At 57.2% G+C, this 12,666-nt stretch carries 13 protein-coding genes and 1 tRNA gene; 7 read left to right on the plus strand and 7 right to left on the minus strand.

Going from position 1 to position 12,666, the window contains the following annotated elements:
- Positions 1-241: 241 nt before the first annotated feature.
- The 6 genes from PMYSY11_RS01890 to PMYSY11_RS01915 all read right to left on the minus strand — a co-directional run bounded on the left by PMYSY11_RS01890 (position 242) and on the right by PMYSY11_RS01915 (position 6,610).
- The gene (locus tag PMYSY11_RS01890; RefSeq protein WP_150548167.1) at positions 242-1,237 is read right to left on the minus strand and encodes an HAD family hydrolase; all 996 of its coding nucleotides are present in this window, start codon (positions 1,235-1,237) and stop codon (positions 242-244) included.
- Between the two features lie 431 nt (positions 1,238-1,668).
- Positions 1,669-1,744: transfer RNA gene (locus tag PMYSY11_RS01895), tRNA-Phe, on the minus strand.
- A gap of 134 nt (positions 1,745-1,878) precedes the next feature.
- Complete coding sequence (locus tag PMYSY11_RS01900; RefSeq protein WP_069902404.1) at positions 1,879-2,151, minus strand: oxidative damage protection protein; 273 nt, start codon at positions 2,149-2,151, stop codon at positions 1,879-1,881.
- A complete protein-coding gene (gene mutY, locus PMYSY11_RS01905) occupies positions 2,148-3,215 on the minus strand; it encodes an A/G-specific adenine glycosylase (protein WP_150548168.1) in 1,068 nt (355 codons plus the stop codon). The genes PMYSY11_RS01900 and mutY overlap by 4 nt, the downstream gene beginning before the upstream one ends.
- Positions 3,212-5,437: an AsmA family protein gene (locus tag PMYSY11_RS01910; protein ID WP_150548169.1), complete on the minus strand. Its 2,226-nt coding sequence runs from the start codon at positions 5,435-5,437 to the stop codon at positions 3,212-3,214. Before PMYSY11_RS01910 ends, mutY begins: the two co-directional genes overlap by 4 nt.
- A gap of 63 nt (positions 5,438-5,500) precedes the next feature.
- Positions 5,501-6,610 carry an NAD(P)/FAD-dependent oxidoreductase gene (locus PMYSY11_RS01915; RefSeq protein WP_150548170.1) on the minus strand — a complete coding sequence of 370 codons (1,110 nt, stop codon included), beginning with the start codon at positions 6,608-6,610 and terminating at the stop codon, positions 5,501-5,503.
- Between the two features lie 122 nt (positions 6,611-6,732).
- Between PMYSY11_RS01915 and hisB the strand changes: the two genes are divergently transcribed.
- The 7 genes from hisB (at position 6,733) to PMYSY11_RS01950 (ending at position 11,653) form a co-directional block, all read left to right on the plus strand.
- On the plus strand, positions 6,733-7,326 hold the full coding sequence (gene hisB / locus PMYSY11_RS01920; protein WP_069902408.1) for an imidazoleglycerol-phosphate dehydratase HisB: 594 nt from the start codon (positions 6,733-6,735) through the stop codon (positions 7,324-7,326).
- A complete protein-coding gene (gene hisH, locus PMYSY11_RS01925; protein WP_069902409.1) occupies positions 7,326-7,964 on the plus strand; it encodes an imidazole glycerol phosphate synthase subunit HisH in 639 nt (212 codons plus the stop codon). Before hisB ends, hisH begins: the two co-directional genes overlap by 1 nt.
- On the plus strand, positions 7,964-8,221 hold the full coding sequence (locus tag PMYSY11_RS01930; RefSeq protein ID WP_069902410.1) for a DUF2164 domain-containing protein: 258 nt from the start codon (positions 7,964-7,966) through the stop codon (positions 8,219-8,221). Before hisH ends, PMYSY11_RS01930 begins: the two co-directional genes overlap by 1 nt.
- 36 nt (positions 8,222-8,257) lie before the next feature.
- Positions 8,258-8,995, plus strand: a complete 738-nt coding sequence (gene hisA, locus PMYSY11_RS01935; protein ID WP_150548171.1) for a 1-(5-phosphoribosyl)-5-[(5-phosphoribosylamino)methylideneamino]imidazole-4-carboxamide isomerase — start codon at positions 8,258-8,260, stop codon at positions 8,993-8,995.
- A gap of 58 nt (positions 8,996-9,053) precedes the next feature.
- On the plus strand, positions 9,054-9,824 hold the full coding sequence (gene hisF, locus PMYSY11_RS01940; RefSeq protein WP_150548172.1) for an imidazole glycerol phosphate synthase subunit HisF: 771 nt from the start codon (positions 9,054-9,056) through the stop codon (positions 9,822-9,824).
- A 252-nt stretch (positions 9,825-10,076) separates the two neighbouring features.
- Entirely contained in the window at positions 10,077-10,811 is a 735-nt protein-coding gene (locus PMYSY11_RS01945; RefSeq protein ID WP_139134767.1) for a substrate-binding periplasmic protein, read from the plus strand.
- An 86-nt stretch (positions 10,812-10,897) separates the two neighbouring features.
- Positions 10,898-11,653 carry a substrate-binding periplasmic protein gene (locus tag PMYSY11_RS01950; protein WP_069902414.1) on the plus strand — a complete coding sequence of 252 codons (756 nt, stop codon included), beginning with the start codon at positions 10,898-10,900 and terminating at the stop codon, positions 11,651-11,653.
- Between the two features lie 188 nt (positions 11,654-11,841).
- On the opposite strand, the gene PMYSY11_RS01955 is transcribed toward PMYSY11_RS01950, so the two are convergent.
- Positions 11,842-12,348: an REP-associated tyrosine transposase gene (locus PMYSY11_RS01955; protein ID WP_090513867.1), complete on the minus strand. Its 507-nt coding sequence runs from the start codon at positions 12,346-12,348 to the stop codon at positions 11,842-11,844.
- Positions 12,349-12,666 lie beyond the last annotated feature (318 nt).

Genomic DNA, 12,666 nt, shown 5'->3' on the forward strand with positions numbered 1-12,666 from the left:
ACCGCAGTTGCCTGTCGCGCAGGCACAAAAAGCGGTTTTTTGATTCAGGCTGTCGAGTTCGGTTGCGATCAGCCGCAAAGATGCAGCAAGTTGAGACTGTCACTCAATGGAGGCGATTATGCCGAGTCAGTCCGCCACTGGCCAGCCATCGTACAAGTCGGGTGACCCAGTAGAGGTTGTTGCGGCTGAAACAAGGTGCGCCAAGTCCCTGTCTTGAGAGCTTGGCGTTCACCTGTTGCGGCTATTTATCGCTGTTTTCGGGATAAATTCGCGCCCAGTCGCGCTGCATATCAACCACCGTCCAGTTGTTGGCAATGGCTTCATCAAGAGTTTCATCCAGCTTGCCGATCAGCGCTTTGCGGTCGTAAGCCCATTCGCGCTTGGCGTCTGTATGGTGGATCACGCCCATAAACCTCGGGCCTTCGCCGGCAGCGGTCCACTGCAGCATTTCTAAGTCGCCATCGCCGTTGCCTATTGCCATGATTGGCCGCCGGCCGATGATCGACTCGATGCCCACAGGCTTGCCCGGGCCGTCGTTGTGGTGCGCCATGATAACGGTGCGCACGATTTCGGGCTCGCCGTTGTTGTCGTGATAGCGGTTGATAAACGTGGTGCCGATTACCTGCTCAGGCCCAATGCCGTAAACATCTTCGCTCCAGGCGCGCATGAAGGTGACCTCGCCGCCAGAGACGATGTAGGTCTGGAAGTCATTGGCGCGCAGATAGTTGAGCAACTCCAGCATCGGCTGGAAAACCATTTCGGTATACGGACGATGAGTGCCGGGGTGGCGCGCTGTGGCCAGCCAGGCTCTTACGTTGGCGGTAAATTGGTCGGTGCTGATTCCGGTGTGGGTCGCCTCAACTATCGCCATGATGCCTTCGTGATCGTTTTCCTTTACTGCGTCTATACCGCCTTCGAGCAGTTCTTTGAATCCATGTCGGTCTTTCCAGTCCGGATGGTCCGAGGCCCTGCGCTTGACCTCATCAAAGGCGAATAGCACCTGAAAATAGAGCGGCTTTTCACTCCACAGCGTGCCGTCGTTATCGAGTGTCGCAATGCGTTCGCTCACCGGCACGTAATCTTTCGAGGTGCTGTCGGTAACAGACTCGACAAACGCAATGATGGCTTGCTTGGTCGCGCCGTCGCGCCACGAAGGAAGAGGATCATTTGGGGATGGCTGACGAACGAGCGGATCTGACTGCTCGGGATTTTTGAAGGGCAATTGGATGTGTTTCATTTATCGTCCCTGATAGATGATTGAGCCGCTATTGTAGCCTCAGTGCCTACCTATTTTGGCGAATCGCTGTGCTGTAAGGCTTGATCTAGAGCACTTTGGCGATGGATTCGAAACCCACCTGCTGTTGCATGCTGCAAGCTTTTGACCAGAGCAGGGTTGGCCAGGCTGTATACAGGCAGGGCTCTAAATTGGGACGTTGCGCTATGGGCAGGAAAAAGATGTGCGGCTGCAGGTTCAGAAACTGTCTGCTTGGCCGTGATTGAAGTGAGATGTGCTCGGCGCGGGTAAGGCCGCGTGCCGGCAGCAAGAGAGGCAGTGTCGGCTTAGGTTTGCTCGTGAGAAGGGCGGGTCTTTATCGCAGGCAATAAAAAACCCGCACTAGGCGGGTTTTCGTATTTCAGATGATGCTGTCACCACCTGAAATGAATTAGTGGTGCCCAGAGACGGAATCGAACCGCCGACACGGGGATTTTCAATCCCCTGCTCTACCGACTGAGCTATCTGGGCAACGGGGCGTATTAGACGGATTTGGCGGATGCATGTCAAGCGTGTTTGTGAAAAATATTTAAAGAAAACGGGCTCTTACGATGAATCGGGGCAAAAGTGATCAAAAAATAATCGCTTTTGCCCTTTGCCGGGTTTCACTCGCTTGGCGGCACGTAACCTTCGGCTTGTGCGTACTCTTCGCCGGAAAGGAATTTATCCATCTCGGCCTGGAGGAATTTGCGGTCTTCGGCGTTCATCATGTTCAGACGACGCTCGTTGATCAGCAAAGTCTGGTGTTTTTGCCACTCATCCCAGGCTTGCTTGGAGACGTTGTTATACAGGTCTTCACCTTTTGGGCCCGGATATGGTGGGCGATCAAGGCCTGGCAGCTCTTGTTTGTGTTTGCGGCACATTACGGTGCGGGTCATGACAATTCTCCTGCATTCAGTGCATCGGCTGCGCGCTTCAACAGTTTTTTGACTGGAGCGGCGAGTCCGAGGCGCGGTGGTGTGGCGAGGTTATACCAGAGCCAGTCGGCCTCGGCCACGTTGGTGGGGGCGGCGGTGACGTCGACCAGCCACGGCTCGATCGTTAACTGGAAGTGGCTGAAAGTATGAATCAACTCGGCCAACGGCTTGCGTTCGCCGAGTTCAAGGGCGTGTTGGTTGGCAAATGGCTCGAGTGCTTGCAGGTCGTTAAGCTCTGGCAGGCTCCAAAGCCCGCCCCAAAGCCCGCTTGCCGGTCTGCGGTAAAGCAGAATGGCGTGTTCGCGGTTGGCCAGTATCGGCATCAGAGCGCGCTTTTGCGGCAGCTCCTTGCGCGGCTTGGGGATTGGGTAACGAATCTCCAGACCCAGCAGATGCGCCTGACAGTCACTCTTTAGCGGGCACAGCAAGCAGCTGGGTTTGCTGCGCGTGCACAGCGTCGCACCCAGATCCATCATCGCCTGCGTGTAGTTGTTCACGCGGCGCTCGGGCGTAAAACGTTCGGCAACATCCCAGAGTTGTTTGGCCACTTTGGGGTCGCCCGGATAGCCTTCCTGCGCCACGTAGCGGGCTAGCACGCGTTTGACGTTGCCGTCGAGGATTGGTGCGCGGATCTCCATGCTCAGGCTGGCAATCGCGCCGGCAGTCGAGCGACCAATGCCGGGCAGCTCGGTAAGCGCTTCGACGCTGCGTGGAAACTCCCCGCCGTGCTGACTGACGATGATCTGCGCGGTTTTCTGCAAATTGCGCGCACGGGTGTAATACCCGAGGCCCGTCCACAGGTGCAGCACTTCATCTTCAGGTGCGGCCGCCAGCGCCTGCACGGTCGGCAGGGCGCTCATGAACCGGTCGAAGTAGCCAAGCACGGTGCTCACTTGGGTTTGTTGCAGCATGATCTCGGAAACCCAAACCCGATAAGGCGTGATTGCCTGCTGCCAGGGCAGATCTTTGCGGCCGTGGCTGTCGTACCAATCGAGTACAGCTTGGGAGAATTGCGTGGGACTCATCGTTTGAACAGACCTTTGAGCGCGTCCTTGAGGTCTGGACTGACTTTGTCGCCAAGCTTCTCTTCGAGTTTCTCGGTCAGTTTCTCGCCTGCCAATTGCGCGGCTATCTTGCCCATGCCGGCTTTGTCCAGGCGGCAAGCCTTGGCGCCCAGCTCTAGCGGGCCGCGGCAACGCAGTGGCCATTCGATGCCGACGTAACGTTCATTTACCTGGCACGCCGGGTCTGGCATCTCGCGCTGGTCGCCCTTGAGGGTGATGCCGGCGCGGTAGTCGAGGCCCATAACCCGCAGGTCGAGATCACCGTGGCCGGTAACGCTGAGGCCGGGAATACTCACGGCCAGATCAGGGTTGCTGGCCACGCCGTTGGTGAAGGTCAGGCTGCCCTGGAGTTTCTCGAACGGCGTGCTCTTGTTCGGGAAGTCGCGGGTAATGTTTTTGCGGTTCAGTGTGGCAATACCGATGCACAGCTGTTGCTCAACGTTGGCATCAACCAGCATGCCGTCGTTGAGGGTGAATTTCGAGGTCCCGTTGAGCCCGGCCACCCACTCGCGCTGGCTGTTGCCGGTGGTGGTCAAATCGGCTTGCAGGTCGAGAAGCCCTTTCACCGGAGCGGCATGTTCAGGCGTTTTCAGAAAGGGTTCTATCTGAATGCGCTTGATCTGCTTGTGCAGAGTCAGTTGCGGAATGGCCTTGCGTACATCGACTCTGGCATTGGCGCTGAAGCTGCCGCTACCGAGGTTGCCGCTGGCATTCTCAAGGGTCAGCAGGCCGTTGGCGCTTTTCGCTTTGACTGCCAAGTTGCTGATCGCTTGTTGCTTAACGGTCAGGCTGTCCATGTTCAGATCCACCTGCATATCGAGCTTGCGCAGGCGCTCAATCGGCAACACCGGAGTATTGCTCCAGGCTTGCTGAGTGGGTGCGTTGGGCAGATCGCTGGTGCCGTTCTTGCCCGCTTTGGCGATGCTTTCCTTGACCTCGGCGTTACGCGCAACGGTGCTGCTTTTGGTTTTCTCGTCCGGCGCCAGCAGGTAACGGTCGAGATCGAGCTGGTCGCCCTTGAGCTGCGCGCGCAGCGCTTGCTTGGTAACGCTGGCAATGGCGAGGTTGCCGGTGAACTTGCTGTCGTCGAGTTGTACTTTGAGATCGTCTAGCTGGACGCTGTCCGGGCTGCCACTGAGGCGGGTAACCAGTTCGAACTTGCGCAGGGTTTTATCGTCGTTCATCGGCGGAAGCTGGTGGCCGATACCGCTCAGGAACTCGCGCAGATTGATCTCGGCAATCGACAGCCCGCCGGTCAGCTTGGGCGCTTTCTGGTCAAGCTCGGTGACTTTGATTTCACCGAGTGCGCGCAGCTGGTTGGCCGATAGTTTGAGATTGCTCCACTCGGCTACTTGCTTGGTCAGGTCGACCAGAATCTGGCCTTGCATGGAATAGGTGAGGGTTTGCCCGTTGAGCGGCTCGCCGGACGCTTCACCTGAAATTCTGGCGTTTTCCAATTGGTAGCGTTTGCTGTTTCGGTCAATGCGCAGGTCGCCTTGCAGCTCGGTGCGCGCACGAATCAACGGCTTGTTGGTGCCAAAGAATGCACTCAGCTTGATAGGCACAGCCTGCCCTTCGCTGATGGCGCCAGTTGTGAGCTGAATGCTCTCGGCGCTGAATTGCTGGCCTTTCTGCGCATCGCTGTATTCCACGCGGGCGCCGTTAACAATCAGGCTGTCGATATCCAACTTCATGGGTTCGGAGCGTTTGGCGGGCGTCTCTGCGGTTTTTTCAGGTTCTGCTGGCGCTGCAGGTTCGCCATCGGCAGCGGCGGTTTTTTGCGGATGACCGATGTCTTCCCAGTTGCCGTGGCCTTTTTCGTCACGCTGCAGATTCAGGTTGAGGCCGTCGATGCGGATGTCGCTCATCTGGATCTGCTTGCTCAGCAGCGGCAATACCCGCACGGAAAGGCCAAGCAGGCGCAAATCGGCGAACGGCTGATCGGGTGTCGAAGCGCTGGCGACAGTCGCATCGGTCAGCTCAAGGCCAAGCCACGGGAACAGGCTCCAGCCGATATCGCCGTTTAGCGTCAGCTCGATATTGGCTTTTTCGCGTGCCAGATCGCGGATTTCGTCTTTGTAGTCGTTGGGATCGAACAGGTGCGTCAGGATAAAACCCGCCGCCACGATGATCAGCAACAGTCCGAGGAAAAACAGGCCCAGGATTTTGCCGAGCGATTTCATGGACGATTCCTTGTATGCATTGGCTTTTATTTAGAGCGAAGAAGTATAGCGCCCATGTGATGACTATTTAGCATAAAGCGCCACGCGATCGGCAATTGCCAGGCTGGCAGTCAGCCCCGGCGATTCGATCCCGTACAGGTTTATCAGGCCTTCCAGCCCATGTATGGCTGATGTTTGGATGATGAAGTCGGCCGGCGGTTCCCCTGCACCACTCAGTTTAGGGCGGATGCCGCTGTATGCCGGGCTGAGCCGGGCGCTGTCGAGCGCGGGGAAGTAGCGGTTAATGGCGGCGGCAAAGGCGTCGCGCAGCTGTGCATCAACGTTGTAGTCAATGCGCTCGATGTATTCAGTGTCAGGGCCGAAACGTAACTGGCCGCCCATGTCCAGAGTGGCGTGCACGCCGAGCCCGGCGTTGTTAGCTTCCGGCATCGGGTAGATCAGATGATTGAATGGCGAGCGGCCGCTGTAACTGAAATAGCGGCCCTGACACAGATGCAGCCTGGGAATGGTCGCGCCGGGCAACTCGCTGGTTTGCTGCGCCAGTTGCTGGGCAAAAAGTCCGGCGGCATTGATGACCTGCTGGGCTTTGATCTGGAATGGCTCGCCGGCACTTATCCCACTGACAATCCAGCCATCCGGGGTGCGCTGCAGTTGGGTCACGCGGGTGTTGAGCACCAGTTGCGCGCCCTGGCGTTCGGCAGCACCGAGCAGCGAATGGATAAATTCGTGGCTGTCGATGATGCCGGTGTGCGGTGAGTAGAGCGCCGCCACTGCGCTCACCGCCGGTTCGAGCTGCTGCAATTGCGCGCGACTGATCTCTTGCAGCGGCTCGACACCCGATGCAATGGCATTGCTGGCCAGCGCGTCGAGGCGGCTGATTTCATTGGCAGTTACCGCAACCAGTAATTTGCCGATTTTGCGGTGCGCAACCTGATGCTGTGCGCACCAACTGTAAAGACGCTCACGGCCTTCAAGGCAGAGTTGCGCCTTGAGCGAGCCGGGCGCGTAGTAAATACCGGCGTGAATCACCTCGCTGTTACGGCTGGAAGTGTGGCTGCCAATCAGGCTTTCGGCCTCCACAATCAACAGGCTCTGTTGCGGGTTGGCCAGGCGTGCAGCGCAGGCCAGGCCCACTGCGCCGCCGCCAATTACGAGGGTGTCGATGCTGTCCATCCGGTTACTCAATTGCAGTTATTCGGCAGAATTGTTCTTCTGATCGGCGCTTGCTTCAAGGTTTACCCCGATTGGGCCTATAATGCCTGCCCATTTTGCACAATGATTTCGTGGAGCAGGTGATGGCCGAACGTACGGCATGCGTCGAGCGCAACACCCTTGAGACCCAAATCAAGGTTTCAATCAACCTGGACGGCACCGGTAAGGCCCGTTTTGACATTGGCGTACCGTTTCTTGAGCACATGCTCGATCAAATCGCACGCCACGGTCTGATTGACCTGGATATCGAGTGTAAGGGCGATCTGCATATCGATGATCACCACACCGTCGAAGACGTCGGTATTACCCTCGGTCAGGCCTTCAGCAAGGCTGTCGGCGACAAGAAGGGCATGGTCCGTTATGGCCACTCTTACGTCCCGCTGGATGAGGCGCTGTCGCGCGTAGTTATCGACTTCTCCGGACGTCCCGGCCTGCAAATGCACGTGCCGTTTACCCGCGCTGTAGTCGGCGGTTTTGACGTGGACTTGTTCCAGGAGTTCTTCCAGGGCTTCGTCAACCATGCGCTGGTAAGCCTGCACATCGATAACCTGCGTGGCACCAACACCCACCACCAGATCGAAACCGTGTACAAGGCATTTGGCCGCGCATTGCGCATGGCCACTGAGCTGGACCCGCGTATGGCGGGCCAGATGCCTTCGACCAAGGGCGTGCTCTGATGCAAACAGTCGCGGTAATCGATTACGGCATGGGCAACTTGCACTCGGTGTCCAAAGCGCTGGAGCACGTTGGTGCTGGCCGGGTGCTGGTCACCAGTGACGAGAAAGTAATTCGCGAAGCAGACCGCGTGGTTTTCCCGGGTGTTGGCGCTATTCGCGACTGCATGGCTGAAATTCGCCGGCTGGGCTTCGACACGCTGGTCCGTGAAGTGAGCCAGGATCGTCCGTTTCTGGGTATCTGCGTGGGTATGCAGGCGCTTATGGAGAGCAGCGAAGAAAACGCCGGCGTTGACTGCATTGGCATGTTTCCAGGGCAAGTTCGCTTCTTCGGCAAGGATCAGGTCGAAGACGGCGAAGCACTGAAAGTGCCGCACATGGGCTGGAACGAGGTCGCGCAAACGATCAAACACCCGCTGTGGCACAACATTCCGGACATGGCGCGCTTCTACTTCGTGCACAGCTATTACATCGAAGCCGGCAACCCCAAGCAGGTCGTCGGTCGCGGACATTACGGCAAGGATTTTGCCGCCGCGCTGGCCGAAGGTTCGCGCTTTGCCGTGCAGTTCCATCCGGAGAAGAGCCATACCCATGGCCTGCAGTTGCTGCAGAACTTCGCCGCCTGGGATGGCCGCTGGTAATGGCCCGGAGCAAGATCACTGCGCAACTCAAACTTGAGCCGGCTCAGGAACAAGTCGCTGTCGAGGCGCTCAAGCGTTTTCTCGAACAGCGTTTCGAGCTTGAGCTGGGCTCGTTTGAAGTGCATGAAGTGCTCGAGATGTTCAGCCGGGAAATTGCCCCGCTTTATTACGACAAGGCGATTGCCGATGTGCAGGCCGTTCTCAGTGACCGGTTTGTCAGCATCGAAAGCGACTTGTGGGCGCTCGAAAAGAGCTGACCTTTAAATTTTATAAGACTTGAACAGGTTCAACCGATGCTGATTATTCCCGCTATCGATCTGAAAGACGGCGCCTGCGTGCGCCTGCGTCAAGGCCGCATGGAAGACTCCACAGTGTTCTCCGATGATCCGGTGAGCATGGCTGCCAAGTGGGTGGAGGGTGGTTGCCGCCGCTTGCATCTGGTTGACCTGAACGGCGCATTCGAAGGCCAGCCGGTCAACGGTGAAGTGGTCACGGCGATTGCCAAGCGCTATCCGCATTTGCCGATCCAGATCGGCGGCGGCATTCGCTCGCTGGAAACCATCGAGCATTACGTCAAAGCGGGCGTCAGCTACGTGATCATTGGCACCAAGGCGGTTAAAGAGCCTGAGTTCGTTGCCGAAGCGTGCAAGGCATTTCCGGGCAAAGTGATTGTGGGTCTGGATGCCAAAGATGGTTTTGTCGCCACCGATGGTTGGGCAGAAGTCAGCACCGTGCAGGTCATCGACCTGGCCAAGCGCTTTGAGGCGGATGGCGTTTCGGCAATCGTATACACCGACATCGCCAAAGACGGCATGATGCAGGGCTGCAACGTACCGTTCACAGCGGCGCTGGCAGCGGCGACCAGCATTCCGGTAATCGCCTCTGGCGGTATCCATAATCTGGGCGACATCAAAACCCTGCTCGACGCCAAGGCGCCGGGAATCATCGGCGCAATCACCGGCCGTGCAATCTACGAAGGCACGCTGGATGTGGCCGAAGCTCAGGCTTTCTGCGACAGCTACAAAGGCTGATTGAACGTGCGCAAGGCGGGCTGACCCAAGCGTTGCCCGCACTACACAGGACGGCGATATGACCCTGGCTAAACGTATTATTCCTTGCCTCGACGTCGACAACGGTCGCGTGGTCAAGGGTGTCAAATTCGAGAATATTCGCGACGCCGGTGATCCGGTAGAAATCGCCCGTCGTTATGACGAGCAGGGCGCTGACGAAATTACCTTTCTCGACATCACCGCCAGCGTTGATGGCCGTGACACCACGCTGCATACCGTTGAGCGTATGGCCAGCCAGGTGTTTATCCCGCTGACAGTTGGCGGCGGCGTGCGCACCGTGCAAGACATCCGCAACCTGCTCAATGCCGGTGCAGACAAGGTTTCGATCAACACTGCTGCGGTATTCAATCCCGAATTCGTCGGCGAAGCGGCGCAGCGTTTCGGCTCGCAGTGCATCGTCGTGGCCATCGATGCCAAGTGCGTTTCGGCGCCGGGCGAAGTACCGCGCTGGGAAATCTTCACCCACGGCGGGCGCAAACCAACTGGTTTGGACGCAGTGCTCTGGGCGAAGAAAATGGAAGACCTTGGCGCCGGTGAAATCCTCCTGACCAGCATGGATCAGGATGGCATGAAGAACGGTTTCGACCTCGGCGTTACCCGCGCAATCAGTGAAACTGTGGGTATTCCGGTGATCGCCTCCGGCGGCGTTGGCAACCTTGATCATCTCGCTGATGGCATCTTGCAAGGCAAGGCTTCGGCCGTGCTGGCAGCAAGTATTTTCCACTTCGGCGAATACACCGTACCGGAAGCCAAGGCCTACCTCGCCAGCCGCGGCATTGTCGTGCGCTGATCCGCTACACGTAACGCGAAAAGGCGCTCTTTTGAGCGTCTTTTTTGTGCGTATCAAGCACAAAAATTGCCCATTTATTGCAGTCATGCGCCGAGATAGAGCGGTCGCGCAAAAGTTCCCGACAGGGTGTGATCTGCGTCTCACTTGATCAAGTTTTGCCTTTGCGCGCAGGCAAACACAGCTAAGCTGGCCCCTCGTTTTATTGACTAAACCTAGGTTGCGAGCTGTCTTATGTGGAAGCGTTTCTGCTGGATGAGTGCCTGTGCGCTCGTGATGATTTCAACAATGGCGCGTGCTGAAATCGACCCTGAATACCGCATGGTATTGCTCACCGAAAATTTCCCGCCATACAACATGGCCATCAACGGTAAAAACTTCGCCCAAGAAGACAATATCGATGGCATCGCCGTGGACATCGTCCGTGAAGTGTTCAAGCGTGCAGGCATCAAATACAACCTGACACTGCGCTTCCCGTGGGACCGGATCTACAACCTGGCCATGACCAAGCCCGACTATGGCGTGTTTGTTACGGCGCGCCTGCCCGAGCGTGAAGACCAGTTTAAATGGGTCGGGCCGATCGGGCCGGATGACTGGGTATTGCTCGGCAGGAGCGACAGCACCATCACCCTGAAAAACCTCGACGAGGCGAAAAACTACAAGGTGGGTGCCTACAAAGGTGACGCGATTGCTCAGCATCTGACCGAAAAGGGTCTGCAACCGATCACCGTGCTGCGTGATCAGGCCAACGCGCAAAAGCTAATGTCCGGCGAGATCGACTTGTGGGCGACGGGCGATCCGGCTGGCCGCTATCTGGCCAAGCAAGCCGGTATCACTGGCTTGAAGACCGTTTTGCGCTTCGACACTGCGCAGCTGTATCTGGCGCTCAACAATGAAGTGCCGGATGAAGTGGTGCAGAAGTTGCAATCCGAACTGGATGCGCTGCGCAAAGAGGGATTTGTTGACGATATTCTCAACAACTACCTGTAAGCCTTCATTTACCTAAGCTCGGTTTTGCGCTCGGCCCGATGCCGGGCGCAGCCGTTAACAATAATCACAACAGAGCGAATCATCGAATGCTGAAAACCCTGAAAATCGGTTTGCTGTTCGGCTTGGCCATGGCGGCGTGCGCTGCACGCGCAGAACTGCCGGAAGACTACAAGGTGGTGTTGCTGACGGAAAACTTTCCGCCATTCAACATGGCTGTCGATGACAAGAACTTCGCTCGTGATGATGGCATTGACGGCATCAGCGCCGACATCGTGCGGGAAATGTTCAAGCGTGCCGGTATCAAATATTCGCTGACTCTGCGCTTCCCGTGGGATCGCCTGTATCGGCTGACGCTGGAAAAGCCCAACTACGCACTGTTCTCAACGACCTTCACCCCAGAGCGCGAGCCGCTGTTCAAATGGGTCGGCCCGCTGGCTAAAACCGGCTGGGTTCTGCTCTCGGCGCCGGGCAACACCATCAGCGTTGCCACCCTGAAAGATGCCGCGCAATACACCATTGGCGCCTATAAAAACGATGCCGTGAGCCAGCATCTTGAGTCGCAGGGCATGTCGCCCATCAACGCGCTGCGCGATCAGCAGAACATCGCCAAGCTGATGGACGGCAAGATCGACCTGTGGGCTACCACCGATCCGGTCGGCCGTTACCTGGCCAAGCAGGAAGGCGTTACCGGCCTCAACACCGTGCTGCGCTTCAACGAAGCCGAACTGTACCTCGCCCTCAACAAAGACACCCCGGACGAAGTAGTCGAACGCCTGCAAAAAGCCCTCGATGAACTGCGCAAAGAAGGCTTCGTCGACGACATGACCAACAGTTACCTGTAGCCGTACCCCGACGTTTTTCAAGGGGCGCGCCGAACCGCGCCCATATCCGAAACCGCCATGACGGAAGCCCCTACGGGGATTCCATCCTCCAAACATGCCCGCCCGCCATACACAAGACCGGAGGATGGATAGCGGCGCAAAGCAACGCAATCCGTCATTGCGCGATCCGTATTGACACACAACCTCAATTATTCCGGACCACCCCAGTCGATGGGATATATCCCGTTGCGCACATCCCGGTGAAAGGTGGAATACGGCCAGTCTTTCACCCGGCAGACCCAACCATGAGTGAGCGGATTTCCGTGTACGTAATCCACGTGCTCACGGAAGTCCTTCTCGTCACGAATCAAACGTTCCCAGAATCTACGTTGCCAAATGCCGCGTTCACCGCGAAGAATGCGCACGTTCGAGCGTGATTCCCCGCGCGGTAATGATTGGCTAAAAGTGGACTTGATCAGGCGCCAGCGAAGCGAATAATTGCTATCGCCAGCCGGTAGCGTTAATACGCAATGGATATGCTCCGGAAGAACGACCCACGCATCGATTTGGAACGGGTGCAGGGTCTTAACCCGCCGCACCGCGTCGCGTAGCAAGCCGATATGTTGGATTAACAGGTCGTTGTCTTCGCGATGCAACAGGTTCACGGTGAAGAACCAAGTCGCCCCAGGCACATAAATACGTCGATAGTTCGGCATCCTTGCCCCTCCCTTGCATCGGCCAAAGCATAGTCGGGATAAAAGAGCCCGTTAGCACAGCCACCGAAATGCCAATGAACCGGAAAATGGATAGGCCGGCGGATGCATACGATTGAAGGATGAACACGGCGGAGGATGGATAGCGGCGCGAAGCAACGCAATCCGTCATTGCGTAATTCGTCACGACGCACACCGGATCAATGGCCCAACCGGGTACATATCCGAAATCGCCATGACGGAAGCCCCTTTGGGGATTCCATCCTCCACGTAGGTTATCCGCCGTACACGAAATCGGAGGATGGATAGCGGAGCGCAGCA

Origin of the sequence: Pseudomonas marincola, assembly GCF_900682675.2 — a bacterium.
In the GTDB taxonomy this organism is placed as follows: domain Bacteria; phylum Pseudomonadota; class Gammaproteobacteria; order Pseudomonadales; family Pseudomonadaceae; genus Aquipseudomonas; species Aquipseudomonas marincola.

What these genes read in the sequence shown, in the direction of transcription:
- hisB (WP_069902408.1), top strand. Translation starts at nt 6,733, where the DNA reads ATGGCCGAACGTACGGCATGCGTCGAGCGCAACACCCTTGAGACCCAA.
- PMYSY11_RS01910 (WP_150548169.1), bottom strand. Translation starts at nt 5,437, where the DNA reads ATGAAATCGCTCGGCAAAATCCTGGGCCTGTTTTTCCTCGGACTGTTG.
- hisF (WP_150548172.1), top strand. Translation starts at nt 9,054, where the DNA reads ATGACCCTGGCTAAACGTATTATTCCTTGCCTCGACGTCGACAACGGT.
- PMYSY11_RS01955 (WP_090513867.1), bottom strand. Translation starts at nt 12,348, where the DNA reads ATGCCGAACTATCGACGTATTTATGTGCCTGGGGCGACTTGGTTCTTC.
- PMYSY11_RS01945 (WP_139134767.1), top strand. Translation starts at nt 10,077, where the DNA reads ATGAGTGCCTGTGCGCTCGTGATGATTTCAACAATGGCGCGTGCTGAA.
- PMYSY11_RS01890 (WP_150548167.1), bottom strand. Translation starts at nt 1,237, where the DNA reads ATGAAACACATCCAATTGCCCTTCAAAAATCCCGAGCAGTCAGATCCG.
- mutY (WP_150548168.1), bottom strand. Translation starts at nt 3,215, where the DNA reads ATGAGTCCCACGCAATTCTCCCAAGCTGTACTCGATTGGTACGACAGC.
- hisH (WP_069902409.1), top strand. Translation starts at nt 7,326, where the DNA reads ATGCAAACAGTCGCGGTAATCGATTACGGCATGGGCAACTTGCACTCG.
- PMYSY11_RS01915 (WP_150548170.1), bottom strand. Translation starts at nt 6,610, where the DNA reads ATGGACAGCATCGACACCCTCGTAATTGGCGGCGGCGCAGTGGGCCTG.
- PMYSY11_RS01900 (WP_069902404.1), bottom strand. Translation starts at nt 2,151, where the DNA reads ATGACCCGCACCGTAATGTGCCGCAAACACAAACAAGAGCTGCCAGGC.
- PMYSY11_RS01930 (WP_069902410.1), top strand. Translation starts at nt 7,964, where the DNA reads ATGGCCCGGAGCAAGATCACTGCGCAACTCAAACTTGAGCCGGCTCAG.
- hisA (WP_150548171.1), top strand. Translation starts at nt 8,258, where the DNA reads ATGCTGATTATTCCCGCTATCGATCTGAAAGACGGCGCCTGCGTGCGC.
- PMYSY11_RS01950 (WP_069902414.1), top strand. Translation starts at nt 10,898, where the DNA reads ATGCTGAAAACCCTGAAAATCGGTTTGCTGTTCGGCTTGGCCATGGCG.